Raw genomic sequence first — 24,968 nt, 5'->3', positions numbered from 1 at the left:
TCCCCGACCTAACGCGTGCGAACGCGGGAGCACGAGAACCTGTGCCCAACCCTCAAGGAACCTCCCCCCGTGGGGGAGGCGATCGCTTTAGCGATCGGTGGGGGGAGTGACTGCGAACTCACCCGCCGCCTCGAAAGCTGAAACCGGCCCCCCACCGGCCTTCGGCCGCCTCCCCCACAGGGGGAGGTTCGCCGATCAAGACCCTCCCCCTGAAGGGGGAGCATCTTGGACGGAGGGCCGGAGGGGGTGCGGTTTCAGCTGTCGAGACGCCGGAAAGTCATCTCCCACGCCCTCGGCGTTGGTTCGATCGCCTTCACCGCAGGGCTGCGCCTTGCGCCGAACCACCCTACATCCAGCGCCGAAGCCTAACCGGAGCCCCCATGACCATCACCGCCCACCGCGTCAGCGTTCCCGTCTTCGTCCAGGGGCTGAAGGGCCTGTCGGGCGTGCTGGCCAAGGCCGCCGCCCATGTCGAAGACCGCAAGCTCGATCCCGAGGCCCTGCTGAAGGCCCGGCTCTATCCCGACATGTTCCCGCTGATCCGCCAGGTGCAGATCGCCACCGACTTCGCCAAGGGCGCCAGCGCCCGCCTGGCCGGCCTCGAGGTTCCGGCCTGGGACGACGTCGAGACCAGCTTCGATGACCTGTCGGCCCGCGTGGCCCGCGCCATCGCCTATGTCGAGGGTCTGGATCCCGCCGCCTTCGACGGCGCCGAGGACCGCACCGTGGCCCTGACCCGTCGCGGCGAGACCACCGAGCACAACGCCCTCGACTACCTGACCGGCCAAGCCCTGCCGAACTTCTATTTCCACCTCTCCACCGCCTACGCGATCCTGCGCGAGAACGGCGTCGTGCTCGGCAAGCGCGACTTCCTCGGCACGGCCTGAGGCTTGTAACGCTCGTCATCCCGGCCGTGGCGTAGCGGAGAGCCGGGATGACGAGAAGAATATGGCGTCCATCAGGGTCGCCGCCGAAACGCCCACACCAGGCCAGCCAGGGCGGTGACCACACCCGCCACCGCCGACAACACCACTGCCAGTTCCTTCAAGACCTCCGGTTCCATTGCTCCACCCGTTACTCGACCCCGCATCGCGGTTACGGGCGAGAGTGACTCGCTCCGACGTCGGGTTCGGACGTATGTTCCGCTTTTGTTCTCATGTGCGTTGAAGGGCTCACGCCACCTCCCGCGTCGCCACCGCCTCCATGCCCAGGATCGCGGCCTTGCGCGCCAGGCCCCAGTGATAGCCGGTGAGGCGGCCGTCCTTGGCGATGGCCCGGTGGCAGGGGATCAGCAGCGAGATGGGGTTGGCGCCGATGGCGCCGCCGGTGGCCTGGAAGGCCTTGGGCTTGCCGGCCCAGGCCGCCACCTGGCCGTAGGTCGCCGTCCCGCCGGCCGGGATGCGCAGCAGCGCCTTCCACACCTGCACCTGGTAGGGTGAGCCGATCAGCACCACGGGCAGGGGGCCTTCGCCGGCGCCGAAGGCCTTCAGGGCGGTGTCCTGGGCGGCCGCGTCGTCGCGCACCCAGTCCGCGCCGGGCCAGCGGCGGTGCATGTCGGCGAAGCTGAAGTCGTCGTCTCCGTCCGAGAAGGCCAGGCCCGCCAGGCCGCGCTCGGCCAGCACGAACAGCCCGCGGCCGAACGGGGTGGGGGCCCAGCCCCAGCGCAGGGTCATGCCCGCCCCGCGCCGGCGCACGTCGCCCGGCGTGGCGGCTTCCTGGGCGATGAACAGGTCGTGCAGGCGCGAGGGTCCCGACAGGCCCGCGTCATAGGCCGCGTCGAGCACGCTGGCGCCGGCCTCGAGCGAGCGGCGGGCCTCGGCGTGGGCGATGGCGGCCACGAAGGTCTTGGGGCTGACCCCGGCCCAGCGGGTGAAGATCCGCTGGAAGTGGAACGGCGACAGGCCGACGGCGTCGGCGGCCTCGTCCAGCGACGGCCGGTCCATCCAGCGCTGGGCCAGCCAGTCCAGCGCCGTGGCCATGCGGTGATAGTCGGCCGAGCGTTCGGCCAGGCGCGCCAGGATTTCGGGGGCGGAAGGTTCGGACGGGACGAGATCGAGGGCCATCGCCGCACTCTACGCCGGCCGGGGCGGGGCGTCCGCCCGGTTCTTGCTAGCCGTGCCGTTCGGCCCTGGCCGCCTTGATCGCCCGTTCCAGGGCGCGGGCGAACGCCACCCGTTCCGCGGGGCTCAGCGCCCTGGCCAGGGTCAGGCGACGGCGCGACATGAAGAGACGCACGCGGCTCTCGTGCTCGCCCGGCTGGTCCAGGTCGACGCGGGTGAAGGCTGTGGGCGAGGTCCAGACCACCTGGGCGCCTTTCTCGTTTTCCCGGCTGACTGTAATGATCTCGGCGGTGACCTTGACCCGCTCCGACCGCGACAGGGCGCGGTTGCTGGCCCGCAGGGCCAGCCACAGGGCCAGCACGTCCAGCCCCAGGAACGGCAGCACCGGCGGCGCGCCGACCACCAGCAGGAATACAGCGACCATCAGGTTGAAGGCGACGGCCACGCCCAGCACCACGGCCATGCCGGCGCGGCTCAGCGACCGGTTGGGGCGGATCACGGCGTCCATGTAGAGCGCGGCGGCCATGCCAAAGGTCTACGCCCCTCGCGCCGCCTTGGCGAGCGGGCCGCATCACGGCATGGTCGCCGCCGATGGCCGCCAGCAAAACCCTCGTCAAGAAACGCCCCGCCGGCAAGCGGATCACCGCCGCCGAGCGCGAACGCGTGCGCATCCTGTTCGAGCGCTTCGAGAGCCTGGAGCTGCGCCCCAAGACCGAGCTCAACTATTCCAACCCCTACGAGCTGGTCACCGCCGTGGCCCTGTCGGCCCAGGCCACCGACGTGCAGGTCAACAAGGCCACCGGCCCGCTGTTCCAGGTGGCCGACAGCGCCGAGAAGATGCTGGCGCTGGGCGAGGAGGGGCTGATCTCCTACATCGCCTCGATCGGCCTTTTCCGCACCAAGGCCAAGAACGTCATCGCCTCGGCCCATATCCTGATGGACCGCTACGGCGGCCAGGTGCCGCTGAACCGGCAGGCGTTGGAAAGCCTGCCGGGCGTGGGCCGCAAGACCGCCAGCGTGGTGCTGAACGAGCTGGACGTCGAGCCGGCCATCGCCGTCGACACCCACGTGTTCCGCGTCTCGCATCGCCTCAAGCTGTCGGCCGGCAAGACGCCCGACGCGGTCGAGGACGATCTGATGCGGGTGGTGCCCGGTCCCTACCAGACCCGGGCTCACCACTGGCTGATCCTGCACGGCCGCTACATCTGCGTGGCCCGCAAGCCCAAGTGCGAGATCTGCAAGATCGCCGACCTCTGCCCGTCGCTGGGGCTGTTCTAGCGGCTTAAGACCCGCGCGCCCGGCTTGAAACGCGCGGTCATCGCCATCATCGCGACCACCCCGGCCGCCATCAGCAGCCAGGCGGCCGACAGGTCCGACGAGGCGTCGCGCACCCAGCCGGCGAAGAACGGCATGACGCTGGCCATGACGTAGCCGCCGCCCTGGACGAAGGCCATCAGGTCGCCGGCGCCTTCGGGATCGCTGGCGTGGTCGAGCGTGACGATCAGCGACAGCGGAAAGATCGCGCCGATGCCCGCGCCCAGGAGGCAGACGGTCGGCAGCACCAGCCATGGCGCCAGCAGCAGGCAGGCGATGCCGGCCAGCAGCGAGGCCAGCGCCGCCGCCAGCAGCGGCCGACGGTCGGGGCGGCGGGCGATGGCGGCCGAGACGGCCAGGCCGGCCAGCACTTCGCACACCGTCAGCGCCGACAGGGCGTAGCCGGCCTGATCGGCGGTCAGGCCGCGGCTGGCGTAGAAGGGCGGGAACCAGGCCAGCACCAGGGTGTAGGCGCCGGTGCCGATGCCGAAGAAGGTCAGCAGCAGCCAGGCGCGCGGGCTCTTCCAGATCGAAGGGCGGCGCAAGGTCGCCGGGCCGCCGGCCGGGGCGGCCGTCTCCGACTTGGCCGCGCGCATCCACAACGCCAGAGCCAGCACGGCGGGCGCGGCCCACAGGCCGAACATCGCCTGCCAGCCGGCCAGGCGGGTGACGCCCGTGGCCATGGCCGCGGCGACGGCCGCGCCGGCCATGATGCCGGTGGTGTAGAGACCCATCATCCGCGGCGCGCCCTCGCCGGTGGCCCGCTTGATGAAGCCGGGCATCAGGGCCTGAACGGCGGCGACGCCGACGCCGACCATGGCGGCGCTGGCGAACAGGCCCGCAGGTGTCGGCCAGATCGCCCGCAGGCCGCAGGCGAGCGCGATGGCCAGCAGGCCGATGGCCACGCCCAGGCGTTCGCCCAGCAAGCGGCGCAGCGGCGCGACCAGCAGGGCGCCCAGGCCCATCAGCAGGATCGGCAGGGTGGTCAGCAGGCCCGCGGCGGCCGATGAGGCGCCGGTGGCCGCCTTCACCTGGTCGAGCACCGGGCCGAGCGCGGCCAGGGCCGGGCGCAGGTTCAGGGCCGCCACGATGATCGCCGCGATGGTGAGCAGGGCGCCGCTTTTGGCGGCACGGGTGGAGAGCGGCGCGCTTTTACGCGCCTTGGCGTCTTCTTCGTAGGCGAGGACCACGATATATCTCGTCGGAAAGTATCTTGATGGCGAGATATATCCGATGGCGGCGAAAGCCAAGCGTCATGACCGCGCAGGCGCGGCCTCGATCCAGTGGCGGCGCGAGCGGCCGGACCTGGATCCGTTTCCGATGGAGCTGGTCGGGCGCCTCTGCGAGGTGGCCGAGATCGTGCTCAAGGAGCGCCTGGCGCCGCTGTTTTCGGCCCATGGCCTGCAGCGCGGGGAGTTCGACGTGCTGGCGACGCTGCGCCGGGCGGGGGAGCCTTACGCCCTGACCCCGACCGACCTCTACGAGACGGCCATGGTCTCGTCAGGCGGCATGACCGCGCGGATCGACCGGCTGGAGAAGATGGGCTTGGTCCAGCGCCGCCCCCACCCCCGCGACCGACGCGGCACGCTGGTGGCGCTGACGGAGGAGGGCAGGGGGCTGCTGGACACGATCCTGCCCCTGCACATCGACAACGAGCGAACGCTCCTGGCTTCGTTGGACGCCGGCGAGCAGCAGGCGCTGAGCGGTTTGCTGGCCAAGCTGCTGGCGGGATTGGAGCCGGCCTAGCTCCAGCTTTCAGCGTCATCCCGGACGGTCGAAGGCCGATCCGGGACCCAGGGGGCTGGGCGCGGCGCTTGCCTCAGCGCCGTGGCGGCGGCCAACGCAATGCGGCTGCCCCTGGGTCCCGGCTCTTCGCTTACGCTTCGACCGGGATGACGAGCGGGGGAAAGGGTGTCACACCCCCAGCCCCAGACCGCCGCGCGCCTTGGGCGGGTTGATGTGGCCGGCCTCGCGGGCGCGGGTCCAGTTCAGCTTCTCGACGTTCTCGCGGAAGGCGAAGCGCAGGATGTGGTCGGCGACCACCTGCTCCAGCTTGGCCAGGGCCTCGAGGTCTTCGGCCTCGACGGTCATGTCCAGGCCTTCGGCGTCGGCGGTCATCCGGCACGGACCCAGCGGCAGCGGGAAGAAGGCCGTGGTCTCGGTCAGTTCGACCTCGAACTTGTGGCCCCAGTGCTTGGCCAGCTGGGTCATGTAGCGGGCGGCCTTGTCGGTGACGAGGCGGGCGTGGCTCTGCATGATGGTGCTCCTCTGTTCCGGCCCGGTTCAGACAGCTTCGATCTGCGTTGCGGCGTCGTCCAAAGCCTTGGCGATGGCGGCGATCTGCTCGGAGCTTAGGCTTCCGGCGTGCAGTTTCAACCGCAGGGCCGTCTTCAGGTTTTCGCGGGCCCGCAGGATCTGCGGCGCGAAGGCGGCGCTGCGCGAGGCGGCCTCGGCCATGCGGGCGAACAGGCCGTTCACCGGCTGGGCGTTGGTTTCCAGGAAGGCCTGGCCCTCGTCGGTGATCGTGTACAGCTTCTTGCCGCCGCCGGCGTCGGTCGCGGCCACGTAGCCCAGCTCTTCCAGCAGGGTCAGGGTCGGGTAGATCACGCCCGGGCTGGGGCTGTAGGCGCCGCCGGCCGCGGTCTCGACCGCCTTGATCAGTTCATAGCCGTGGCTGGGCTTGTCGGCGATCAGCTTCAGCACGACCAGGCGCAGGTCGCCGTGGTCGAAGAAGCGGCCGCGCGGACCGCCGCGGCCGAAGCCCCGTCCGCCCATGCCGCCGTGCTCGCGGCCGTCGAAGCCGAAGGGATGGCGGCTGTGATGACCGCCGTGGCGGCCGTGGTGAGGGTGATGATGACGTCCAAACATGTGTGCTCTTTCGATGCAGTTTCGTTATATCGAAACGATAGATATATCGAAACCGATCGACGTCAAGAGCTATTTAGATATATCTGATGCTATCGGGATGCGACGGCGGCGGGGAAGGCCTGCGCGCACAGCTCCTCGCCGAAGGCGTCGCTGAGCTGTTCCTCGGCCTCGCCCATCTTGATCACGGCCAGTCGCGAGCCGACGATCGTCTTGCCGATGGCGTAGTCGCCGACGACCTTGCCGGTCCGCACGTCGACCAGCCGGGCCTGGCTGCGCAGCACGTTGGCGCCGCCGACCAGGGCGGTCATGGCCGGATTGGCCTTGTCGAAGCGATCGAGCTTCACCTCCAGCCGCAGCGGCCGCTCGCCCTTGGCGCAGCCGTCGAGCTTGGCCTGCACCCGTTGCTTGAACAGGGCGTCGAAGCCGTCGGTGACCTTCAGCTCGCCGCGCGTCAGCCGCACGTCGGCGACGCGGCTCTGGGCCTTCCAGTCCTTCGGCAGGTCTTCGACCGCGACGCTGCGCGACAGGCTCACGCAGCCCGTCGCCATCGTCGCCAGGCCCAGCAGGGCCGCCATCTTCGCCGCGTTCATCTCGTCGATCTCCCAATCCCCGGCCCTGAACGCGCCTATGGGCGGAATGGTCGCAGATCGAAAGAACGTCGGTATTGAATGATCGCGCGGCGCCTAGGCCGCGCGCAGGGTCTCGGCCAGCAGGCGGCCCTCGGCGGCGCGGCTGGAGCCGGCCCGCCAGGCCACGACGATCTCGCGGCTGGACTGGGCCGTGGCCAGCGGCCGCACCGTCACCGGCGCGTTCTCGGCCAGGCCCGCCTGCACGGCCATGGCCGGCAGGAACGACACCCCCAAGCCCGAGCCGATCATCTGCACCAGGGTGGGCAGGGACGTGGCCGCGAAGCTCTCTTCGTCGCCCAGGCCCTTGGGCGGCTCCAGCCCGCAGGCGGCCAGGGCGTGGTCGCGCAGGCAGTGGCCGTCCTCCAGCAGGATGACGTCCTGGCCGTCCAGGCTGGCCGGATCGACCTTGTCCTGCATGGCCATCGGGTGGTTGGCGGGGGCTGCGGCCAACAGTTCGTCATGCTCCACGTGGGCCCAGTCCAGGCCCGTCATGTCATAGGGCAAGGCGATCAGGGCCGCGTCCAGCGAGCCGGCCTTCAGCGAGGCGATCAGCCGCTGCGTCAGGTCCTCGCGCAGGAACAGGCGCAGCTTGGGGAACTGGTCGCGCAGCATCGGCAGGGCGCGCGGCAGCAGGTACGGCGCCACGGTCGGGATCACCCCCAGGCGAAAGCGCCCGGCCAACGGTTGGCCCGCGCCGCGCGCGGCCTGCACCAGGTCTTCGGTCTGGGCCAGGATCGAGGTCGCCCGGCGCACGGCCTCCTGGCCGGCGGCGGTGAGGATCACGCCCGAGCGGGCGCGGTCGACCACCGGCGCGCCGAGGATCTTCTCCAGTTCCTGGATCCCGGCCGACAGCGTGGGCTGGGTGACGTAGCAGGCCTCGGCCGCCCGACTGAACGAGCCGTGCTCGGACAGGAGCTTCAGGTACTGCATCTGGCGAAGGGTTGGGAGCATGGACCCGATATAGGCCGCCTCTATCGAAAAGCCAAAAGCAATCGAGCCGATTTCGGGCTCGCGCGGGGGCTCGGCCCATGCCGATTTCCCGGGCATTCCCTCGCTGGTCCCCGCCTTCGCAAGGAAGAACGGTTGGGGGGACGCCCGTCGTGTCGACCTACAGCGCCGCCTTCACCGCCGCCGCGAACGCCGCGCCGTGGTCGTGGGCGTGCTCGAGGAAGAGATCGGGCTCGATGATCTCCAGCTCCATCAGCTGCGGCGTGTGGTCCAGACCCCGGATCAGGTCGATGCGGGCGTAGGTCAGCGGCTGGCCCAGGGCGTCCAGCACCATGTGCGCAGCGTGCAGGGCCTCGGGCTCGGGCGCGATCTCGCTGACCTTGCCGCCGTACTGCGGCTGCACCCTGAAGTCGCCAGGCACGGCCACCTTGGTCACCGCGTGGCTGAAGGCGCCGTCGAAGAAGAACAGCGACAGTTCGCCCTCCTCGCCCACCGCCGGCAGGAAAGGCTGGATCAGCGCCGGGCCGGTCGGGGCGTCGGAAAGGTCGGGGTCGCGGCCCAGTTTCACGGTGCGGTGCGAGCCGCCCGAGACCTGCGGCTTGGCCACGACCAGGTCGACCTGGAAGCGGTCGCGCGCCCGCGCCACGGCCTCGGGCGTGACCTTGTCCAGGGTGATGGTCGGCACCACCGGCGCGCCCTTGGCGGCCAGTTCGGAGAGATAGGTCTTGACGGTGTTCCAGCGCAGCAGGCCCGGCGGGTTGGCGGCGCGCACGCCGGCCGCCTCCAGGGCGTCCAGCCGCGCATACCATTCCGGCTCGCGGTGGTGATAGCCCCACGACAGCAGCGGCAGGACGATCCCCTGCTCGCCGGCCTCGACCGGATCGGTCCACGGCCGCGAGGCCACGCTCAGGCCCAGGGCCCGCAGCGGCGCGGCCAGGCGCTCGAACAGCGGCGGCCAGCTCTGGGCGAAGCGCGGTTCGTCGGCGGCGGGAACCAGGATCAGGACGTCGGGCTGCGTGATGCTCATGCGCCAAGGGTTAGAAAGCCGCAGGGCGCGGGGCAAGGCCTGCGTTGCCAGCGCCCTCCCCTTCCTTTACTTGCGGTCGGTCAATCTTCCCGGAACAGAGCAGACATGACCGCCCTCTACGACGTCGCCGCCATCGGCAACGCCATCGTCGACGTGATCGCCCAGTGCGACGACGCCTTCCTCGACGCCCAAGGGCTGGTGAAGGGTTCGATGGCGCTGATCGACACGGCGCGCGCCAGCAGCCTGTACGACGCCATGGCGGCCGGCATCGAGGCTTCGGGCGGCAGCGCGGCCAACACCCTGGCGGGCGTGGCCAGCTTCGGCGGCAAGGCCGCCTTCATCGGCAAGGTCGCCGACGACCAGCTGGGCCGGGTGTTCACCCACGACATGCGCGCCATCGGCGGCATCTTCACCACCCCGCCGCTGGCCGAGGGCCCGGCCACCGCCCAGTGCCTGATCAACGTCACCCCCGACGCCCAGCGCACGATGTCGACCTATCTGGGCGCCTGCGTCGAGCTGACTGCCGCCGACGTCGACCAGGCCATCATCGAGGGCGCGCAGTACGCCTATCTCGAGGGCTATCTGTTCGACCCGCTGGAAGCCCGCCGGGCCTTCGCCAAGGCCGCCGCCCTGTCGCACGGCGCCGGTCGCAAGATCGCCATCACCCTGTCCGACAGCTTCGTCGTCGAGCGCCATCGCGAGGCCCTGCTCGGCTTCGTCGAGACCCAGTGCGACATCGTCTTCGCCAACGCCTCGGAAGTCTGCGCCCTGTTCCAGACCGACGACTTCGACGCGGCCGTGAAGGAACTGTCCAAGCGCGTCGAGATCGCCGCCGTCACCCGAAGCGAAAAGGGTTCGGTGGTCGCCTCCGGCGAGCACTTCCACGAAATCTCGGCCTTCCCCGTGGAAAAAGTCGTGGACACGACGGGCGCGGGCGACCAATACGCCGCAGGTTTCCTCTACGGCCTCTCCCAGGGGCGCTCGCTGGCCGACTGCGGCAAGCTGGGCTCGCTGGCCGCCGCCGAGGTCATCGCCCACTACGGTCCGCGTCCGCAGGTCAAGCTGCGCGACCTGGCCGCCCAGAACGGACTCTAACCACCCCAAGGTCTCGATCAGACCTTCAAGGACGAAGCATGGCCCGCACCGCTGAAGTGGTCCGCGAGACGAAAGAGACCCAGATCCGGGTCTGGATCGATCTCGACGGGACCGGCGCCTCGACGATCTCCACCGGCATTGGTTTCTACGACCATATGCTGGAGAGCTTCGCGCGCCACGGCGGCTTCGACCTGAAGATCGAGACCAAGGGCGACCTGCACATCGACATGCACCACACGGTGGAAGACACCGGGATCGTGCTGGGTCAGGCGATCAACAAGGCGCTGGATGGCTTCAAGGGCATCCGGCGCTTCGGCCACGCCTACATCCCGATGGACGAGACCCTGACGCGCTGCGCCATCGACCTGTCCAATCGCGCCTATCTGATCTGGAAGGTCGAGTTCAAGCGCCCCAAGGTCGGCGAGATGGATACCGAGCTCTTCAAGGAGTTCCACCACGCCTTCGCCATGAACTGCGGCGCGTGCATCCATCTGGAGACGCTGTACGGCGACAATACCCACCACGTGGCGGAGAGCGGCTTCAAGGCGCTTGCCCGAGCCCTGCGTCAGGCGGTGGAGTTCGATCCGAAGACCGGCGGCCAGGCGCCGTCGACCAAGGGCGTGCTGTAGGCTCCATGCAAACTCTCGCCCTGATCGACTACGGGTCGGGCAACCTGCGATCGGCGGAGAAGGCCCTGAACGAGGCCGCCCGCCGGCGCGGCGTCGCCGCCTCCATCGTCGTCACCGCCGACCCCGACATCGTGGCCAAGGCCGACCGGGTGTTCCTGCCCGGCGTCGGCGCCTTCGCCTCTTGCCGCGCGGGCCTGGACGCCTCGGGCGTGTTCGAGGCCATGAACGAGGCCGTGCACCAGCGCGGCGCGCCGTTCATGGGCATCTGCGTCGGCCACCAGCTGCTGGCCACCGAAGGTCTCGAGTTCGGCGTCACGCCGGGTCTCGACTGGATCGGCGGCCAGGTGAAGAAGCTCGTCCCGTCCGACCCGTCGCTGACCATCCCGCACATGGGCTGGAACGCGATCGCCTTCTCGCGCGCTCACGCCCTGTTCAAGGGCATCGAGGACGGCGCCCACATGTACTACGCCAATTCCTTCGCGCTCGACGCGGCCGACCCGGCCGATGTCGTGGCGACCAGCGACCACGGCGGCGCGTTCGTCGCGGCGGTGGCCAAGGGGAACGTCGCGGGCGTACAATTCCACCCTGAAAAATCACAAGCCGCGGGGCTCACCCTGCTCGCCAACTTCCTGGAATGGCGCCCATGATCCTCTATCCCGCCATCGACCTGAAGGACGGCCAGTGCGTGCGCCTGCTGCACGGCGACATGGACAAGGCCACGGTCTTCAACAACAGCCCGGCCGACCAGGCCCAGCGCTTCGTCAAGGACGGCTTCTCGTGGCTGCACGTCGTTGACCTGAACGGCGCCATCGAGGGCAAGTCGGTCAATACGGCCGCCGTGCAGTCGATCCTGGAGTCGATCTCGATCCCGGTGCAGCTGGGCGGCGGCATCCGCACGCTCGAAGGCATTGAGGCCTGGATCGAGGCCGGCGTGTCGCGCGTCATCCTGGGCACCGTGGCCGTCCACGATCCGGACCTGGTGCGCAAGGCCGCCCGCCTGTGGCCCGAGCAGATCGCCGTCGCCGTCGACGTGCGTGACGGCAAGGTCGCCATCGACGGCTGGACCGGCCTGTCGGACATCGACGCCATCACCCTGGGCAAGCGCTTCGAGGACGTGGGCGTGGCCGCCCTGATCGTCACCGACATCAGCCGCGACGGCGCTCTCACGGGCGTCAATGTCGAGGGCGTGGGCGAACTGGCCGACGCGGTCTCCATTCCCGTCATCGCCTCGGGCGGCGTGGCCTCGGTGGCCGATATCGAGCGCCTGAAGGCCCGCAAGGGCGTCGAGGTGGCCGGCGCCATCCTGGGCCGCTCGCTCTACGCCGGCACGATCAAGCCGGCCGAAGCGCTGGTCGCGGCGGCCGCCTGATGCTGAAGACCCGGATCATCCCTTGCCTCGACGTCAAGGACGGCCGGGTCGTCAAGGGCGTCAACTTCGTCGACCTGCGCGACGCCGGTGATCCGGTCGAACAGGCCGCGGCCTATGACGCGGCCGGCGCCGACGAGCTGATGTTCCTCGACATCACCGCCTCCAGCGAGGGCCGCGGCCTGATCCTGGACGTGATCTCGCGCACCGCCGAGGTCTGCTTCATGCCCGTCTCGGTGGGTGGGGGCGTGCGCCAGGTGGCCGACATGCGGCGACTGCTGCTGGCCGGGGCCGACAAGGTCTCGACCAACACCGCGGCCGTCGAGAACCCCGACCTGATCGCCGCCGGCGCCGACGCCTTCGGGGCCCAGTGCGTGGTGGTGGCCATCGACGCCAAGGCCCGCCCCGACGGCTCGGGCTGGAACGTCTGGACCTATGGCGGCCGCAAGGACACCGGCCTCGACGTGGTCGACTGGGCCGCCAAGGTGGTCGAGCGCGGCGCGGGCGAAATCCTGCTGACCTCGATGGACCGCGACGGAGCCAAGATCGGCTACGACATCCCCCTGCTCCAGGCCGTGACGGGCGCGGTCAACGTGCCGGTGATCGCCTCGGGCGGCGCGGGCAAGACCGAGCACCTGGTCGAAGCCGCCCGCGACGGCCACGCCGCCGCCGTGCTGGCCGCCTCGATCTTCCACTTCGGCGAGATCTCGATCGGCGAGGCCAAGCAGGCCATGGCCGCCGCCGGCGTGCCGGTGCGCCTGGACCCAACGCGAGCGGTCGCATGAGCCGGCTGTTCGAGGTCCTGCAGCGCCTGGCCGCCACGGTCGAGAGCCGCAAGGGCGGCGACCCGACCGCATCCTACACTGCCAAGCTGCTTAACGATCCGGCCCTGGCCGCCAAGAAGCTTGGCGAGGAAGCCGTCGAGACGGTTATCGCCGCCGTGGCTCAAGGTCCCGAGGCCCTGGCCTCGGAAAGCGCCGACCTGCTCTATCACTGGCTGGCCCTGATGGCCGCCTCGGGCGTGTCGCTCGACGCCGTGGCCGAGAAGCTGGAGGCCCGCGAAGGAACCTCGGGGCATGCCGAAAAGGCCTCGAGAGGCGGCTGATCTTTATGACCCCCTCTCCCATAGGGAGAGGGAGGGGCCCAGGCGATAGCCTGGGAGGGTGAGGGGTTACGAGGTCGGACGATGTGCCGGCGCTCCGTCGAACGCCGTAACCCCTCACCCCAGCCCTCTCCCTATGGGAGAGGGAGCATGCTCGCTCTTCCCCTACCCCTTACGCTTCAGCGCCACGTACAGCGCCCCCTCGCCGCCGTGGCGTTGGTCGGCCTGCGACACGCCAGCGATCATCTCGCGCAGGGCTGGATCGGCCAGCCATTCGGGCGTGCGTTGGCGAAGGACGCCGTGGCCCACCTTGCCCTTGCCGGTGATCACCAGCACCGCCCGGTGACCCTCGTCCCAGGCGCGGCGGATGAAGCGTTCCAGCGTGGCGCGGGCCTGGTCCTGGTCGAGGCCGTGCATGTCCAGGCGCGCGCCGATCGGGTCGTGGGCCTTGACGATGCGGCGGCGGCGGTTGGGCTCGATGCCCTCGGGCGGCGGCTTGGGCGCGGGCTTCGCCTTCAACGCCTTGATCTCGGACGGATCGATGCGCAGCGGCGCCACCGAGGCCAGGTGCGTCGGCGGCTCGACGTCAGCGGCGTGGGCCAGCAGTTCGGCCTTGCCTGGGCGGATGCGGGCCTTGTCGCGCATCTTCAGCGCCTTCTCGGGCGCGCGACCGGTCACGGTCGAGGCCACCAGCCGCCACAGGCGCTGGCCATCGTCTTCCGGCGGCCGTCGCTTGCTCATGGCGCTAGGGCTGCATCTGGGGGACCAGCCGCCACAGGCGCAGGTCGTGGCGCACGCGGCCGGCCTCGGTCCCGGCCGCCTGGCCGGTGCCCATGTAGAGGTCGGCCCGCACCTGGCCCTTGATCGCCCCGCCGGTGTCGAGCGCCACCACGGCGCGGCGATAGGTCGGGAAGGCGCCGGCCAGCTTCGGGGCGCTGGCGTCGATCCAGTAGAGGCCGCCCATGGCGTGCTGGCTGGGGTCGACGGCGATGGCGCGGCCGGCCGGCAGCGGCACGTTGGCCGCGCCCGTGGCCTGGCGGCCGTCGTCGGGCAGGGTCTGGAAGAACACGTAGCGCGGGTTCAGCTGCATGATCGCATCGGCCTTGGGGCCGCGATTGGCCGCCAGCCAGCCGCGGATCGCCTCGCCCGAGGTGTTGCCGTCAGCCAGCAGGCCCTGGTCGCGCATGGGCGTGGCGATGCCGACGAAGGTCTTGCCGTTGTGGGCGGCGAAGGCGGCGCGCACGCGGCGGCCGTCCGGCAGGGTCAGGACGCCCGAACCCTGGATCTGCAGGAAGAAGAGGTCTTCGGGCCGCATCCAGGCCAGCGGCCGGTCCAGCGGCGAGGCCTCGATGGCGGCGCGGTCGTCATAGGGCACGAAGGTCCCGCCGGCGGCGCGGCCGACCACGGTCTTGCCCTTCAGGCTGGGGTCGAAGGCGCCCAGGTCCAGCATGGCCAGGTCGGCCGGACGGCCGCGCATCGGCGCGCTGAACTCTGCCGAACGCGACATGCGCGCTTCGTACTCGGGGGCGAAATAGGCGGTCAGCAGGCCCTGGCCCGAAACGGCCTCGGGGCGGAAATTGGCTTCCAGGAACTGGCGGGCGCGGGCGTCGTCGACGGGACCGGCGGCCTTGGCCCGGCGGCAGACCTCGGCCGTGGCCGGATCCTTGGCGACGCCGCAGGTCTCGCGGAAGGCCTGCAGGGCGGCGGCGTGGTCTTCCTCGTTCCAGCCCTGCAGCGCCGAAAAGCTCGCCGGCGTCGTTGTCGTCGGCTGGATCGGTTGCGGCGGCGGGGTCGGGGTCTGGGCCGGAGGCGTCGGCGTGACCGGAGGCGGGGGCGCGGTCGTCGTACAGGCGGCCAGCACCAGGGCGGCCGCCGCGAGCGTCAGGACGGAACGCAGCATCAGGCTTCGGCGACCGCGACGCGCACCAGGGTCCAGTTGGGGTCGCGGCTCTTGAGGTCGCGCTCGAAGGTCCACAAGTCGGCGGTGCGGCGGTCGTCGACCGCCTCGCCGGCGGCGCTGGTCGAGCGCGTGCGCACCTCGGCCAGGATCCGCACCACGGCGCGGGCGGTGTCGCCTTGCACCTCGGCGCTGTCGAGGTCCATGCGCGGCTGGGCCAGCAGCTCGACGCTCTCGGTGCGCCCTTCCGCCTCGCGAGCGACCATGGCGCCTTCGAAATTGGCCATCACGTCGGCCGCCAGCAGCGGCTTCAGCGCCTCGCGGTCGCCGGCGGCGAAGGCCTTGAGGATCATCTCGTAGGCGTAGCGGGCGCCCGACAGGAAGCGGGCGGGATCGAAGTCGGGCTGGCGCGCGCGCAGGGCGGCCAGGCCCGTGGCGTTGACGGGCAACGCCGCCTCGGCGCTGTCGGCCGGACGGGTGGCGGCCGGGGCGGCCACGGGGGCGGGCGTGTCCTCGGGCTGACGCCCTACCCGGCGACCGAGAGTGGCGTAGAGCTGGTAGAGGACGACGGCGGCGAGCACCGCGAAGACGATCAGTTCAAGCACGACAAGTTCCGCATCGGGGCCGTCGATTGAGACGACAGCCTTCCTATATAGGCCAAGCGACCGCCCGCGTCAGGCGCCTGACGTTGCACGGCGTTCTCCCGCATGTTAGCAGCGCCGCTCACGCCTAACGGCCGATATGCCGCGCCGAGTATGGAAAAACCCTTCATGACCGATACCAACGGCGCTCCGCCCGCCGCCCAGGACGACAACGAAGCGGCCGCCGCCGGCATCCGCATCGTCGCCCAGTTTGTTCGCGACCTCTCGTTCGAAAACCCGCTCGCGCCGGACTCGCTCCGCGCCTCGGCCAGCCAGCCGGCCATCGACATGGGCGTCGAGATGAACGCGCGCGGTCGCGCCGACGGCCTGTTCGAAGTCGACCTGAAGCTGTCGGCCCGCGCCGAGCGCGACGGCCAGGCGGTGTTCCACGTCGAAGTCGTCTACGGCGGCCTGTTCCAGATCGCCGGCGTGCCGGAAGAAGCCCTCGAGCAGGTCCTGCTGATCGAGTGCCCGCGCTTCCTGTTCCCGTTCGCCCGTCGCCTGATCGCCGACGTCACCAGCGAAGGCGGTTTCCCGCCCTTCCTGATCGACCCGATCGACTTCGCCGGCGTCTACGCCGCGCGCAAGGCCCAGGCCGACGCCGGCCAGGTCGGCAACGCCTGATTTCAGGCGCAGTGCTGAAACTGGAAGCCCCGGCCGCTCTAGCGTCCGGGGCTTTCTGTTTGGCGGGGCCGCGAATGTCGTGGGGAGGTGTGATGGCGATCGACAAGAACGCTCTCTTCGAGTGCACCAGGTCGCTCTGGCCGGCCAACGCAGAGGTGTCGAGCCTCGACGCGCTGAATTCAATTTACGAGACCAACGAGGCGCTCGTGCCGGCCGGCGACGATTGGCGACAGGTGGCGTTGTGGGCCTTTCACCAGGCCTTGGCGGAGCTTGGGGCGCAGGCGCTCGCTGAAGGTTCGGCCGCCGTCCTGCCGGGGGCCGTTCCCTTCGCCGTCTTTGACAAATGGATGCGGTCCAATCTCGCCAAGGGGGAATGGGGCCCGGACGAGTGGTTGGCCGAACGGACGGAATGGGAGGCTGATGACCCCCCCTACGGCTGCAGCCGGTAGCCGCCCGCCTCGGTGATCAGGATCCGCGCCGTGGCCGGATCGGGCTCGATCTTCTGGCGCAGGCGATAGACGTGGGTTTCCAGCGTGTGGGTGGTGACGCCGGCGTTGTAGCCCCAGACCTCGGTCAGCAACTCCTCGCGCGATACCGGCTTGGAGCCGGCGCGGTAGAGGTACTTCAGGATGTTGGTTTCCTTCTCGGTCAGCCGCACCTTCTTCTGCTTGTCGTCGACGAGCAGCTTGGCCGAGGGACGGAACTCGTAGGGACCGATGCGGAACAGCGCGTCTTCCGAGGCCTCGTAGCTGCGTAGCTGGGCGCGGATGCGGGCCAGCAGCACGCCGAAGCGGAAGGGCTTGGTGACATAGTCGTTGGCGCCCGATTCCAGGCCCAGGATGGTGTCGCTGTCGCTGGCGGCGGCGGTGAGCATGATCACCGGCGCGGTGACGCCGTTCTTGCGCATCAGCCGGCAGGCCTCTCGGCCGTCCATGTCGGGCAGGTCGACGTCGAGCAGGATCAGGTCCGGCTTGATCTCGCGGGCCTGACGCACGCCTTCGCCGGCGGTCGGGCACTCGGCCACGGCGAATTCCTCGTGCAGGGCCAACTGCTCGGCCAAAGCGCCGCGCAGGTCGTCGTCGTCGTCGATGAGAAGCAGGGTCTTGCGTTGCGCCATGAGGCGGAACATGACCGCTACGAGGCCCGGCGCCAAGGGGCGCGGGCTTGCGGGAGCAGGGTTTGCGATGATCTTCCAGGCGCGTTCGGCCCAAAACGGGGCTGTGATCGACCTCGGCGACGGCCGCATCGTGCGCTGCGCGCTGGGCAAGGCCGGCGTCATCGCCGCCGCCGAAAAGCGCGAGGGCGACAACAGGAGCCCGCTGGGAACCTGGGCGATCCGCCAGGTGCTCTACCGTCCCGACGTCTATCCCGACGGTCCCAGGACGGCCCTGCCCGTCGCGCCGATCGCCCCCGACGACGGCTGGTGCGACGCGCCCGGCGACCCGAACTACAACCGCCCGGTCAAGCTGCCCTATCCGGCCAGCGCCGAGCGCATGTGGCGCGACGACGGCGTCTACGACCTGGTGGGGATCCTGGCTCACAACGACGACCCGCCGGTTCCAGGGATGGGCTCGGCGATCTTCCTGCACCTGGCGCGCGAAGGCTATCCCGGCACTGAAGGCTGCGTGGCCCTGGCGCGGACGGATATCGAGGCGCTGCTGGAAAAGGCCCGGCCGGGCGATGCGATCGGGATATCGGAGTAGTCCTTCTCCCCTTGCGGGAGAAGGTGTCGACGAAGTCGACGGATGAGGGGTCTCTCGAGCTTGAAAGACCACGCCCGGCCTGACCGCTATCGCGGCTGACGGGATCGTCGACCCCTCACCCGACCTCCCTTCGGGAGGCCACCCTCTCCCGCAAGGGGAGAGGGATCAACGGGAGCCGAACAGCGCCGAGCCCACCCGCACCGAGGTCGCGCCGCAGGCGACGGCGGTCTCGAAGTCGTCGCTCATGCCCATCGACAGCTTGTCCAGCCCGTTGCGCGCGGCGATGTCGGCCAGCATCCGGAAATGCGGCGCGGGGTCCTCGTCGGCGGGCGGGATGCACATCAGACCCTCGATCGTCAGGCCGTAGGGTCCCCGACAGGCGGCGATGAAGGCGTCGGCCTCGGCGGGCGTCACGCCGGCCTTCTGCGGTTCCTGCCCGGTGTTGACCTGGACATGGAGGCGCGGGGCCCTCCCCTGCGCCTGGACCTCGTCGGCCAGCACCCGGGCCAGCTTTTCGCGGTCCAGGGTCTCGATCACGTCGAAGAAGGCCACGGCGTCGCGGGCCTTGTTGGTCTGCAGCGGGCCGATCAGGCGCAGTTCGATCTGGTCGCGCAGCGGCGTCCAGCGCTCCTTGGCCTCCTGCACGCGGTTCTCGCCGAAAACCCGCTGGCCTGCGTCGAACACAGGGGCGATATGCTCCCAGGGCTGCAGCTTCGACACCGCCACCAGCTGGACGGCGTCGGCGGGGCGGCCGGCCGCGAGGGCGGCGGCGGCGATGCGGGATCGGATGGCGTTCAGGGCTTGCGACATGTCGGACCAGGAAACAGGCAGTCTGGAGACCCTCTCTAGAACGGCCGCGCGGCTTCGCCCATGGGTCTGGCCGGGCGATCCCCTGCCGCGCCTGCTGTTTTTCACCGACCCCTTGCGGGTTCCAGACCCGGAGGCCGTCGCCGAGCGCCTGCCGGCGGGCGCCGGGATCGTCTACCGGCCCTTCGAGGCGCCGGACGCGATCGAGCGCGGCCTGCGCCTGGCCGCGATCGCCCGGGCGCGCGGCCTGCTGCTGCTGGCCGGCGCCGATCCGGCCCTGGCCGAGGCGATCGGGGCGCTCGGCGTCCACCTGCCCCAGCGCTTGGCGCAGACCGCGGCGGCGATCCGTCTGGACCATCCCGCCTGGCGGATCACGGCGGCGGGGCATGATCTCGCGGCGGTTCGAACCGCCGAGCGCGCCGGGGTCGAGGCGGTGGTGGTCTCGCCGGTCTTCCCCAGCAACAGCCCGTCGGCCGGAAAGCCGCTGGGCGCGGCGGGGCTGGCGGCCATCGCGGCGGATGCGGCCCTGCCGGTCTACGCCCTGGGCGGCGTCAACGCGAAAACCGCCGACGCGCTGGTCGGCGCGGGCGTCTATGGCCTGGCGGGGATCGAAGGGTTCGGCGCCTGAGCGCCGAGGATCAGAATTTGAACGCCGTTTCCAGCTTCACGCGCGGCGTGGGCTCGCGGGTTTCGTTCTTGCGAGCGGCGGCCACGGGGTTGTTCTCGCCCAGGGCCACGGCGCCGCCGACGCGGATCGACGGGGTGACCTTGTAGTAGGCCCCGGCCTGGACGTCCTTGAGCTCCATCTCGCGGCCGACCGGCTGGTCGAGGTCGAGCTTGAGGCCCCACTTGCCCTTGCGGGCGTCGAACTCGAGGGTCTTCTTGGGGTTCTGCGGGCTGAACGGCGCGCCTTGCGCCCCGGTGAAGTCGTTCTTCACCGTGAAGTCGGCGGTGGCCGGCGCGGTGCGGGTCTTGGTTTGGGCATGAGCCAGCGAAGCCGATCCGGTCAGGATCAGCGCGGCGGCGCCCGCCAATACGAATTGCGTCGCGACCTTCGTCACTCGACACCCATTCCCCAAAAATAACCCCTGCCCGAACCCTATATAGGTACGGACACCCTGAAAGCCGAATAAAGGCCTTGGTACAACGCGGTCAACAGGGCTTGGATCACGCTGATCGTCGCAGGTTACGATTCAAGCGGCGCCTGTGGCGGCCATGTCACGCGATTCCTGTTTTGACGCAGCGCGGCCATGCTATAGAGCCGTTCCGGCTGCGGGGGCGCGCCTGGGCTGCGCGCACGCGCCGGCAGATTTTTGGAGCGAGGTACTATGGCGTTTGAGCGTGGGTCCATGTTGCGCGGCGTCGCCGCCGGCGTGCTGGCTCTGTCGGTTCTCGGCGTGGGCGCGTGCAGCAGCAACAAGCCGCCCAAGACCTTCACCAGCCAGAGCGAAGAGCCCGGTTTCCAGCCCTTCGGCCTGTTCAAGAAGAGCCCGAAGGCCGCCACGAGCGAAGGCTCGATCGGCGTCAACGGCTTCCTGTGGCGCGCGTCGCTGGACACCCTGGCCTTCATGCCGCTGGCCTCGGCCGACCCGTACGGCGGCGTGATCGTCACCGACTGGTACATCAACCCGGAAAAGCCGGACGAGCGCTTCAAGGCCACCGTCTACATCCTGGACACGCGCCTGCGCGCCGACGGCCTGAACGTCACGATCTTCAAGCAGGCCAAGGACGCCTCGGGCGCCTGGGTCGATACGGCCGCCTCCGACCAGACGGCGACTGACATCGAGAACGCCATCCTGACCCGCGCGCGTCAGCTTCGGCTCTCGAACATCCGGAACTAAGGGCTCTTTCCAGTCCGAAGGATCCGCGCGGGAGCCCCTCGTCTGGCGACAAGGGGCTCCCGTTCGCATATTTAGGCGCGCCCCGGCCGCGAAACCGCTTATGAGCATTGCGGAACGCGTCTCTTGTTAAGCGTTGGAGCGCGCCCGAGCGGGTTAACCGCTCACACTTAACCCTGGCGCGCCCTACGCGCCCTGTCCGCTAGCTCTTCTGGTTTCCATGGCCCGCTACAATCCCAAAGACACCGAGCCGAAGTGGCGCGCCGCCTGGGCGAACGCCAACACCTTCCTGACGCCGATCGCTCCCGACGCGCGTCCGAAGTACTACGTGCTCGAGATGTTCCCCTATCCGTCGGGGCGCATCCACATGGGCCATGTGCGCAACTACGCCATGGGCGACGTCGTAGCCCGCTACAAGCGCGCCCAGGGCTTCAACGTGCTGCACCCGATGGGCTGGGACGCCTTCGGCATGCCCGCCGAGAACGCGGCCATGGAACGCGGCGTCCATCCCAAGGGCTGGACCTACGACAACATCGCCTCGATGCGCGAGCAGCTGAAGGCCCTGGGCCTGTCGGTCGACTGGTCGCGCGAGTTCGCCACCTGCGACCCGGAATACTACGGCAAGCAGCAGGCCTGGTTCCTGCGCCTGCTGAAGCGCGGCCTGGTCTACCGCAAGGAGGCCTCGGTCAACTGGGACCCGGTCGACATGACCGTGCTGGCCAACGAGCAGGTGATCGACGGCAAGGGCTGGCGTTCGGGTGCGACCGTCGAGAAGCGCAAGCTGACCCAGTGGTTCCTGCGCATCACCGACTACGCCGACGCCCTGATCGACGGCCTGAAGACCCTGGATCGCTGGCCCGAGAAGGTCCGCATCATGCAGGAGAACTGGATCGGCCGGTCCACGGGCCTGCGCTTCAAGTTCCAGTTTGAGGGCGAGGCGCCCGACGGCCTGGCCGAGGGCCTGGAAGTCTACACCACCCGTCCCGACACCCTGTTCGGCGCCAGCTTCGTGGGCATCGCCCCCGAGCACCCGCTGGCCGAGCAGCTGGCGGTCGAGAACCCCGACCTGCAGGCCTTCATCGCCGAGTGCCGCAAGGGCGGCACCTCGGAGGCCGACATCGAGGGCGCCGAGAAGCTGGGCCGCGACACCGGCCTGCGGGTGAAGCACCCGCTGGACCCGTCGATCACCCTGCCGGTGTGGATCGCCAACTTCATCCTGATGGACTACGGCACCGGCGCGATCTTCGCCTGCCCGGCCCACGACCAGCGCGACCTGGATTTCGCCCGCAAGTACGACCTGCCGGTGCTGCCGGTGGTGCTGCCGCCGGGCGCGGATCCGGCCGAGTTCGCGGTCGGCAAGGAAGCCTATGTCGGCCCGGGCAAGATCTTCAACTCCGAGTTCCTGGACGGGATGGAGGTCGAGGCCGCCAAGACCGAGGCCGTGGCCCGCATCGAGGCCGCCGGCCAGGGCCAGGGCGCAACCGTCTATCGCCTGCGCGACTGGGGCGTCTCGCGCCAGCGCTACTGGGGCTGCCCGATCCCGGTGATCCACTGCCAGGCCTGCGGCCCTGTCGCCGTGCCGGAAGACCAGCTGCCGGTCGTGCTGCCCGAGGACGTCACCTTCGACCCCAACAAGCCGGGCAACCCGCTGGTACGGCACCCGACCTGGAAGCACGTCAACTGTCCGTCGTGCGGCGCCCCGGCCGAGCGCGAGACCGACACGCTGGACACCTTCGTCGACAGCAGCTGGTACTTCGCCCGCTTCACCGACCCGACCGCCGCCGAGCCGATCGACAAGACCTGCGCCGACCACTGGATGTCGGTCGACCAGTACATCGGCGGCGTCGAGCATGCCGTGCTGCACCTGCTGTACGCCCGCTTCATCACCAAGGCGCTGAAGGACGAGGGCCTGCTGTCGGTGGACGAGCCCTTCGCGGGCCTGTTCACGCAGGGCATGGTCACCCACGAGGCCTACAAGGACGAGGCCGGCGACTGGGTCGAACCGTCCGACGTGGTGATCACCGCCGAGGGCAATGTCCGCACGGCCAAGCACGCCAAGACCGGCGCGCCGATCGTCATCGGCGACATCGAGAAGATGTCGAAGTCCAAGAAGAACGTCGTCGCGCCGGAAGACATCTTCGAGGCCTACGGCGTCGACGCCGCGCGCCTGTTCGTGATGAGCGACAGCCCGCCCGAGCGCGACGTTCAGTGGAGCAATTCGGGCGTCGAGGGCTCGTGGCGCTTCACCCACCGCCTGTGGAACGAGTTCGACAGTCAGCCGGCCGGCGACTTCGCCCATGACGACGCCGACGAGACGGCCCTGGCCCTGCGCAAGGCGGCCCACAAGCTGATCGGTTTTGTCACCGACAGCATCGAGGGCTTCCGCTTCAACAGCGGCGTGGCGCGCCTGTACGAGTTCCTGAACGCCCTGAAGGCCGCCCCGGCTGAAGGCGGTTCGAACGCCGTGCTGGCCGCCCGCGCCGAGGCGCTGGACATCCTGGCCCGCCTGGTCGCGCCGTTCACCCCCCACCTGGCCGAGGAGGCCTGGGTGCGCCTGGGTCGTGACGGCATGGTGGTCGACGCCCCGTGGCCTAAGGCCGATCCGGCCCTGGCCGCCGACGACGAGCGCGTGCTGCCGATCCAGATCAACGGCAAGCGCCGCGGCGAGATCAAGGTCAAGGCCGGCGCCCCGGATGACGAGGTGCAGAAAATCGCTCTGGCGGATCCTGCCGTCATGGCCCACCTTGAGGGCGTCACGGTCCGCAAGGTGATCGTGGTCAAAGACCGCATCGTCAACATCGTGGCGAACTGATCCATGAAGCGTCTCCTGGCGGCCGCCGCCCTGTTTTCGACCCTCGCCCTGTCGGCCTGCGGCTTCACCCCGCTCTACGGCCAGCACGGCGTCACCGGCGGCCTGGGCGCGATCGAGGTGGTGGCGGCCGACGGCCGCGCCGGCTACCTGCTGCGCGAGCAGCTGGACGACGCCCTGGCGCGTGATCCCAACGTGCTGGCCTCGCACCGCCTGACCTACAAGGTCGAGGAGAAGCGCTTCGCCCGCGGCGTGCGCGTCGACAACGTGGCCAACCGCTACGAGCTCAACATGAAGGTCGAGTGGAAGCTCACCGACACGACGACGGGCTCGGAAGTGCGCAAGGGCGTCGCGACGGCGGTGGTCACCTACGACTCCGCCGACCAGCCCTACGCCGCCATCGCCGCCCAGCAGGACGGCCAGGAGCGCGCCGCCGCCGAGGTCGCCCGCAAGATCCAGCTGGACCTGGCCGCCTGGCTGGCCGGCAAGGCGCCCGCCTGATCACGTGGCCATCCTTTCCAAGCGGCAGGACGTCGAGCGGTTCCTGAAGGACCCGACCCCCGACGTCCGCGCCGTCGTCATCTACGGCAAGGACCGCGGCGTGGTGCGCGATCGCGCCACCCAGCTCGCCCACAAGGTGGTTGAACGGCCCGACGACCCCTTCGACACCGCCCTGCTGACCGAGGGCGACCTCGACAGCCAGCCCGGCCGTCTTGAGGATGAGCTGGCGGCCCTGTCTATGATGGGCGGCAAGCGGCTCGTGCGCCTGCGGTTGATGGGCGAGAAGGCCGGTCCCGACAAGCAGGCCGCCGAGGCGCTGACCGCCCATGTCGAGGGCCGGCTGAACCCCGAAGCCTTCTTCCTGGTCGAGGCCGGGGCCCTGGGTCGCGACTCCGCCCTGCGCAAGACGGGCGAGAAGGCCAACGGCTGCTACGTCATACCCTGCTACGAGGACGAGGTCGGCGACATGGCGCGCCTGACCCGCGACGCCCTTTCGCGCGACGGCGTCAGCCTCAACGGCGAGGCGCTGGACCTGTTCGTCAACCGCCTGCCCAAGGAGCGCGGCGTGGCTCGCGCCGAGATCGAGCGGCTGGCCCTCTATCTGGGTCCCAACAGCGGCGTGGTCGCCACGCCCGCCGACCTGACCGACTTCCTCGGCGTCGAGCCCGAGGCCTCGCTCAGCGACGCCGCCGCCGACGCCTTCGGCGGCAAGATCGGCGCGGCCCAGGCCGGCCTGCGTCGCGCCGCCCAGGAAGGCGAGGGCGGTCCGGCCGCCGTGCGGGCCATGGGCTACTATCTGGGCCGCCTACGCCGCACCCTGACCCTGCACAAGAACGGCGTCGATCTGGGCGCGGCCGCCAAGGCCTCGGGCGTGTTCTGGAAGACCGAACGTGAGTTCCTGCGCCAGGCCCGCGCCTGGACGCTCGAGCATCTTCTGACCGTGCAGCAGGACATCCTGGTCGCCGACAAGGCCTGCAAGACGTCAGGGTCTCCAGACCAGCTGATCGCCGAACGCCTGGCCCTGCAGATCGCCGGACGGGCGCGACGGCTGGGGCTGTAGGCGAAGGCCCTCTCCCCGAAGGGGGGAGGTGGCCCGAAGGGCCGGAGGGG

31 protein-coding genes and 1 pseudogene are annotated in these 24,968 nt (G+C 70.0%); 17 read left to right on the top strand and 15 right to left on the bottom strand.

The features are described 5' to 3' along the window. Positions 1-380: 380 nt before the first annotated feature. The gene (locus tag AC1DCG_RS17750) at positions 381-887 is read left to right on the top strand and encodes a DUF1993 domain-containing protein (protein WP_477029648.1); all 507 of its coding nucleotides are present in this window, start codon (positions 381-383) and stop codon (positions 885-887) included. A gap of 285 nt (positions 888-1,172) precedes the next feature. Here AC1DCG_RS17750 and AC1DCG_RS17745 read toward each other — a convergent pair whose 3' ends face one another. Both AC1DCG_RS17745 and AC1DCG_RS17740 read right to left on the bottom strand, forming a co-directional pair. Next, positions 1,173-2,063: a methylated-DNA--[protein]-cysteine S-methyltransferase gene (locus tag AC1DCG_RS17745; protein WP_165258648.1), complete on the bottom strand. Its 891-nt coding sequence runs from the start codon at positions 2,061-2,063 to the stop codon at positions 1,173-1,175. Between the two features lie 46 nt (positions 2,064-2,109). Beyond that, complete coding sequence (locus AC1DCG_RS17740) at positions 2,110-2,586, bottom strand: DUF2244 domain-containing protein (RefSeq protein ID WP_477029649.1); 477 nt, start codon at positions 2,584-2,586, stop codon at positions 2,110-2,112. A 65-nt stretch (positions 2,587-2,651) separates the two neighbouring features. Here AC1DCG_RS17740 and nth point away from each other — a divergent pair, with 65 nt between their 5' ends. Then, positions 2,652-3,338, top strand: a complete 687-nt coding sequence (nth, locus tag AC1DCG_RS17735; RefSeq protein WP_477029650.1) for an endonuclease III — start codon at positions 2,652-2,654, stop codon at positions 3,336-3,338. On the opposite strand, the gene AC1DCG_RS17730 is transcribed toward nth, so the two are convergent. Beyond that, a complete protein-coding gene (locus tag AC1DCG_RS17730; protein ID WP_477029651.1) occupies positions 3,335-4,564 on the bottom strand; it encodes an MFS transporter in 1,230 nt (409 codons plus the stop codon). The two genes, nth and AC1DCG_RS17730, sit on opposite strands and share 4 nt — an antisense overlap. A gap of 43 nt (positions 4,565-4,607) precedes the next feature. On the opposite strand from AC1DCG_RS17730, the gene AC1DCG_RS17725 reads away from it, so the two are divergent. Then, entirely contained in the window at positions 4,608-5,120 is a 513-nt protein-coding gene (locus tag AC1DCG_RS17725; RefSeq protein WP_477029652.1) for a MarR family winged helix-turn-helix transcriptional regulator, read from the top strand. A gap of 168 nt (positions 5,121-5,288) precedes the next feature. On the opposite strand, the gene AC1DCG_RS17720 is transcribed toward AC1DCG_RS17725, so the two are convergent. The 5 genes from AC1DCG_RS17720 to AC1DCG_RS17700 all read right to left on the bottom strand — a co-directional run bounded on the left by AC1DCG_RS17720 (position 5,289) and on the right by AC1DCG_RS17700 (position 8,846). Next, a complete protein-coding gene (locus AC1DCG_RS17720; protein ID WP_165258653.1) occupies positions 5,289-5,630 on the bottom strand; it encodes a DUF2218 domain-containing protein in 342 nt (113 codons plus the stop codon). 27 nt (positions 5,631-5,657) lie between these two features. Beyond that, positions 5,658-6,242, bottom strand: coding sequence for a PadR family transcriptional regulator (locus tag AC1DCG_RS17715; protein ID WP_165258655.1), 585 nt, complete (start codon positions 6,240-6,242; stop codon positions 5,658-5,660). Between the two features lie 89 nt (positions 6,243-6,331). Beyond that, positions 6,332-6,832, bottom strand: a complete 501-nt coding sequence (locus tag AC1DCG_RS17710) for a hypothetical protein (protein ID WP_165258657.1) — start codon at positions 6,830-6,832, stop codon at positions 6,332-6,334. Between the two features lie 93 nt (positions 6,833-6,925). After that, the gene (locus tag AC1DCG_RS17705; protein ID WP_477029653.1) at positions 6,926-7,822 is read right to left on the bottom strand and encodes a hydrogen peroxide-inducible genes activator; all 897 of its coding nucleotides are present in this window, start codon (positions 7,820-7,822) and stop codon (positions 6,926-6,928) included. A 157-nt stretch (positions 7,823-7,979) separates the two neighbouring features. Beyond that, entirely contained in the window at positions 7,980-8,846 is an 867-nt protein-coding gene (locus tag AC1DCG_RS17700; RefSeq protein WP_477029654.1) for an ATP-grasp domain-containing protein, read from the bottom strand. 105 nt (positions 8,847-8,951) lie between these two features. On the opposite strand from AC1DCG_RS17700, the gene AC1DCG_RS17695 reads away from it, so the two are divergent. The 6 genes from AC1DCG_RS17695 to AC1DCG_RS17670 are packed head-to-tail and all read left to right on the top strand — an operon-like array spanning position 8,952 to position 13,041. Continuing rightward, positions 8,952-9,941: an adenosine kinase gene (locus AC1DCG_RS17695; RefSeq protein ID WP_165258661.1), complete on the top strand. Its 990-nt coding sequence runs from the start codon at positions 8,952-8,954 to the stop codon at positions 9,939-9,941. A gap of 38 nt (positions 9,942-9,979) precedes the next feature. Continuing rightward, positions 9,980-10,570 (top strand): imidazoleglycerol-phosphate dehydratase HisB, encoded by a 591-nt coding sequence (gene hisB / locus AC1DCG_RS17690; RefSeq protein ID WP_101713144.1) that lies wholly within the window; start codon positions 9,980-9,982, stop codon positions 10,568-10,570. Positions 10,571-10,575: 5 nt separating this feature from the next. Further along, entirely contained in the window at positions 10,576-11,217 is a 642-nt protein-coding gene (gene hisH / locus AC1DCG_RS17685; RefSeq protein WP_477029656.1) for an imidazole glycerol phosphate synthase subunit HisH, read from the top strand. After that, positions 11,205-11,939 carry a 1-(5-phosphoribosyl)-5-[(5-phosphoribosylamino)methylideneamino]imidazole-4-carboxamide isomerase gene (hisA, locus tag AC1DCG_RS17680; RefSeq protein ID WP_165258665.1) on the top strand — a complete coding sequence of 245 codons (735 nt, stop codon included), beginning with the start codon at positions 11,205-11,207 and terminating at the stop codon, positions 11,937-11,939. The genes hisH and hisA overlap by 13 nt, the downstream gene beginning before the upstream one ends. Then, positions 11,939-12,721 carry an imidazole glycerol phosphate synthase subunit HisF gene (hisF, locus tag AC1DCG_RS17675; protein ID WP_477029657.1) on the top strand — a complete coding sequence of 261 codons (783 nt, stop codon included), beginning with the start codon at positions 11,939-11,941 and terminating at the stop codon, positions 12,719-12,721. The genes hisA and hisF overlap by 1 nt, the downstream gene beginning before the upstream one ends. After that, the gene (locus tag AC1DCG_RS17670) at positions 12,718-13,041 is read left to right on the top strand and encodes a phosphoribosyl-ATP diphosphatase (protein ID WP_165258669.1); all 324 of its coding nucleotides are present in this window, start codon (positions 12,718-12,720) and stop codon (positions 13,039-13,041) included. The genes hisF and AC1DCG_RS17670 overlap by 4 nt, the downstream gene beginning before the upstream one ends. Before the next feature lie 11 nt (positions 13,042-13,052). On the opposite strand, the pseudogene AC1DCG_RS17665 reads toward AC1DCG_RS17670, so the two are convergent. From AC1DCG_RS17665 to timA, 4 genes and pseudogenes are all read right to left on the bottom strand, one after another. Next, positions 13,053-13,159: pseudogene (locus AC1DCG_RS17665) on the bottom strand (hypothetical protein); the annotation flags it as partial. A gap of 44 nt (positions 13,160-13,203) precedes the next feature. Beyond that, positions 13,204-13,779 carry a Smr/MutS family protein gene (locus tag AC1DCG_RS17660; protein ID WP_477029658.1) on the bottom strand — a complete coding sequence of 192 codons (576 nt, stop codon included), beginning with the start codon at positions 13,777-13,779 and terminating at the stop codon, positions 13,204-13,206. Between the two features lie 4 nt (positions 13,780-13,783). Next, positions 13,784-14,938: a murein transglycosylase A gene (mltA, locus tag AC1DCG_RS17655; RefSeq protein ID WP_477029659.1), complete on the bottom strand. Its 1,155-nt coding sequence runs from the start codon at positions 14,936-14,938 to the stop codon at positions 13,784-13,786. Next, the gene (gene timA / locus AC1DCG_RS17650; RefSeq protein WP_477029660.1) at positions 14,938-15,540 is read right to left on the bottom strand and encodes a TIM44-related membrane protein TimA; all 603 of its coding nucleotides are present in this window, start codon (positions 15,538-15,540) and stop codon (positions 14,938-14,940) included. The genes mltA and timA overlap by 1 nt, the downstream gene beginning before the upstream one ends. A 165-nt stretch (positions 15,541-15,705) precedes the next feature. On the opposite strand from timA, the gene secB reads away from it, so the two are divergent. Beyond that, a complete protein-coding gene (gene secB / locus AC1DCG_RS17645; RefSeq protein ID WP_165258676.1) occupies positions 15,706-16,200 on the top strand; it encodes a protein-export chaperone SecB in 495 nt (164 codons plus the stop codon). A gap of 92 nt (positions 16,201-16,292) precedes the next feature. Then, complete coding sequence (locus AC1DCG_RS17640; RefSeq protein WP_477029661.1) at positions 16,293-16,649, top strand: hypothetical protein; 357 nt, start codon at positions 16,293-16,295, stop codon at positions 16,647-16,649. Here the strand turns inward: AC1DCG_RS17640 and AC1DCG_RS17635 are convergent. Beyond that, on the bottom strand, positions 16,631-17,317 hold the full coding sequence (locus tag AC1DCG_RS17635; protein ID WP_058347127.1) for a response regulator transcription factor: 687 nt from the start codon (positions 17,315-17,317) through the stop codon (positions 16,631-16,633). The two genes, AC1DCG_RS17640 and AC1DCG_RS17635, sit on opposite strands and share 19 nt — an antisense overlap. Before the next feature lie 67 nt (positions 17,318-17,384). Here AC1DCG_RS17635 and AC1DCG_RS17630 point away from each other — a divergent pair, with 67 nt between their 5' ends. Continuing rightward, the gene (locus AC1DCG_RS17630; protein WP_477029708.1) at positions 17,385-17,903 is read left to right on the top strand and encodes a L,D-transpeptidase family protein; all 519 of its coding nucleotides are present in this window, start codon (positions 17,385-17,387) and stop codon (positions 17,901-17,903) included. Positions 17,904-18,068: 165 nt separating this feature from the next. On the opposite strand, the gene AC1DCG_RS17625 is transcribed toward AC1DCG_RS17630, so the two are convergent. Continuing rightward, positions 18,069-18,713 (bottom strand): YggS family pyridoxal phosphate-dependent enzyme, encoded by a 645-nt coding sequence (locus AC1DCG_RS17625; protein WP_477029662.1) that lies wholly within the window; start codon positions 18,711-18,713, stop codon positions 18,069-18,071. On the opposite strand from AC1DCG_RS17625, the gene AC1DCG_RS17620 reads away from it, so the two are divergent. Continuing rightward, positions 18,712-19,338, top strand: a complete 627-nt coding sequence (locus AC1DCG_RS17620; protein WP_477029663.1) for a thiamine phosphate synthase — start codon at positions 18,712-18,714, stop codon at positions 19,336-19,338. The two genes, AC1DCG_RS17625 and AC1DCG_RS17620, sit on opposite strands and share 2 nt — an antisense overlap. A gap of 10 nt (positions 19,339-19,348) precedes the next feature. Here the strand turns inward: AC1DCG_RS17620 and AC1DCG_RS17615 are convergent, their stop codons facing one another. Next, positions 19,349-19,771, bottom strand: coding sequence for an NtrZ family periplasmic regulatory protein (locus AC1DCG_RS17615; protein ID WP_346764899.1), 423 nt, complete (start codon positions 19,769-19,771; stop codon positions 19,349-19,351). Positions 19,772-20,023: 252 nt separating this feature from the next. Here AC1DCG_RS17615 and AC1DCG_RS17610 point away from each other — a divergent pair, with 252 nt between their 5' ends. The 4 genes from AC1DCG_RS17610 to holA all read left to right on the top strand — a co-directional run bounded on the left by AC1DCG_RS17610 (position 20,024) and on the right by holA (position 24,918). Then, a complete protein-coding gene (locus AC1DCG_RS17610) occupies positions 20,024-20,551 on the top strand; it encodes a DUF3576 domain-containing protein (RefSeq protein WP_165258680.1) in 528 nt (175 codons plus the stop codon). A gap of 217 nt (positions 20,552-20,768) precedes the next feature. Next, on the top strand, positions 20,769-23,360 hold the full coding sequence (gene leuS, locus AC1DCG_RS17605) for a leucine--tRNA ligase (RefSeq protein WP_477029664.1): 2,592 nt from the start codon (positions 20,769-20,771) through the stop codon (positions 23,358-23,360). 3 nt (positions 23,361-23,363) lie between these two features. After that, a complete protein-coding gene (gene lptE, locus AC1DCG_RS17600; RefSeq protein ID WP_477029665.1) occupies positions 23,364-23,858 on the top strand; it encodes an LPS assembly lipoprotein LptE in 495 nt (164 codons plus the stop codon). A 10-nt stretch (positions 23,859-23,868) separates the two neighbouring features. Further along, a complete protein-coding gene (gene holA, locus AC1DCG_RS17595; RefSeq protein WP_165258956.1) occupies positions 23,869-24,918 on the top strand; it encodes a DNA polymerase III subunit delta in 1,050 nt (349 codons plus the stop codon). Positions 24,919-24,968 lie beyond the last annotated feature (50 nt).

This window comes from Caulobacter sp. 10L414 (assembly GCF_056395525.1).
This window is presented reverse-complemented; position numbering and strand designations above follow the sequence as displayed.

Excerpts from the sequence above, each read along its gene's own strand:
- AC1DCG_RS17635 (WP_058347127.1), bottom strand. The coding sequence starts at position 17,317 with ATGGCGCAACGCAAGACCCTGCTTCTCATCGACGACGACGACGACCTG.
- AC1DCG_RS17740 (WP_477029649.1), bottom strand. The coding sequence starts at position 2,586 with ATGGCCGCCGCGCTCTACATGGACGCCGTGATCCGCCCCAACCGGTCG.
- hisH (WP_477029656.1), top strand. The coding sequence starts at position 10,576 with ATGCAAACTCTCGCCCTGATCGACTACGGGTCGGGCAACCTGCGATCG.
- AC1DCG_RS17620 (WP_477029663.1), top strand. The coding sequence starts at position 18,712 with ATGTCGGACCAGGAAACAGGCAGTCTGGAGACCCTCTCTAGAACGGCC.
- secB (WP_165258676.1), top strand. The coding sequence starts at position 15,706 with ATGACCGATACCAACGGCGCTCCGCCCGCCGCCCAGGACGACAACGAA.
- leuS (WP_477029664.1), top strand. The coding sequence starts at position 20,769 with ATGGCCCGCTACAATCCCAAAGACACCGAGCCGAAGTGGCGCGCCGCC.
- AC1DCG_RS17745 (WP_165258648.1), bottom strand. The coding sequence starts at position 2,063 with ATGGCCCTCGATCTCGTCCCGTCCGAACCTTCCGCCCCCGAAATCCTG.
- AC1DCG_RS17710 (WP_165258657.1), bottom strand. The coding sequence starts at position 6,832 with ATGAACGCGGCGAAGATGGCGGCCCTGCTGGGCCTGGCGACGATGGCG.
- AC1DCG_RS17640 (WP_477029661.1), top strand. The coding sequence starts at position 16,293 with ATGGCGATCGACAAGAACGCTCTCTTCGAGTGCACCAGGTCGCTCTGG.
- AC1DCG_RS17725 (WP_477029652.1), top strand. The coding sequence starts at position 4,608 with ATGGCGGCGAAAGCCAAGCGTCATGACCGCGCAGGCGCGGCCTCGATC.
- hisA (WP_165258665.1), top strand. The coding sequence starts at position 11,205 with ATGGCGCCCATGATCCTCTATCCCGCCATCGACCTGAAGGACGGCCAG.
- AC1DCG_RS17630 (WP_477029708.1), top strand. The coding sequence starts at position 17,385 with ATGATCTTCCAGGCGCGTTCGGCCCAAAACGGGGCTGTGATCGACCTC.
- AC1DCG_RS17660 (WP_477029658.1), bottom strand. The coding sequence starts at position 13,779 with ATGAGCAAGCGACGGCCGCCGGAAGACGATGGCCAGCGCCTGTGGCGG.
- AC1DCG_RS17625 (WP_477029662.1), bottom strand. The coding sequence starts at position 18,713 with ATGTCGCAAGCCCTGAACGCCATCCGATCCCGCATCGCCGCCGCCGCC.
- nth (WP_477029650.1), top strand. The coding sequence starts at position 2,652 with ATGGCCGCCAGCAAAACCCTCGTCAAGAAACGCCCCGCCGGCAAGCGG.
- mltA (WP_477029659.1), bottom strand. The coding sequence starts at position 14,938 with ATGCTGCGTTCCGTCCTGACGCTCGCGGCGGCCGCCCTGGTGCTGGCC.
- AC1DCG_RS17750 (WP_477029648.1), top strand. The coding sequence starts at position 381 with ATGACCATCACCGCCCACCGCGTCAGCGTTCCCGTCTTCGTCCAGGGG.
- AC1DCG_RS17720 (WP_165258653.1), bottom strand. The coding sequence starts at position 5,630 with ATGCAGAGCCACGCCCGCCTCGTCACCGACAAGGCCGCCCGCTACATG.
- hisB (WP_101713144.1), top strand. The coding sequence starts at position 9,980 with ATGGCCCGCACCGCTGAAGTGGTCCGCGAGACGAAAGAGACCCAGATC.
- AC1DCG_RS17705 (WP_477029653.1), bottom strand. The coding sequence starts at position 7,822 with ATGCTCCCAACCCTTCGCCAGATGCAGTACCTGAAGCTCCTGTCCGAG.
- AC1DCG_RS17695 (WP_165258661.1), top strand. The coding sequence starts at position 8,952 with ATGACCGCCCTCTACGACGTCGCCGCCATCGGCAACGCCATCGTCGAC.
- AC1DCG_RS17670 (WP_165258669.1), top strand. The coding sequence starts at position 12,718 with ATGAGCCGGCTGTTCGAGGTCCTGCAGCGCCTGGCCGCCACGGTCGAG.
- AC1DCG_RS17715 (WP_165258655.1), bottom strand. The coding sequence starts at position 6,242 with ATGTTTGGACGTCATCATCACCCTCACCACGGCCGCCACGGCGGTCAT.
- AC1DCG_RS17700 (WP_477029654.1), bottom strand. The coding sequence starts at position 8,846 with ATGAGCATCACGCAGCCCGACGTCCTGATCCTGGTTCCCGCCGCCGAC.
- hisF (WP_477029657.1), top strand. The coding sequence starts at position 11,939 with ATGCTGAAGACCCGGATCATCCCTTGCCTCGACGTCAAGGACGGCCGG.
- lptE (WP_477029665.1), top strand. The coding sequence starts at position 23,364 with ATGAAGCGTCTCCTGGCGGCCGCCGCCCTGTTTTCGACCCTCGCCCTG.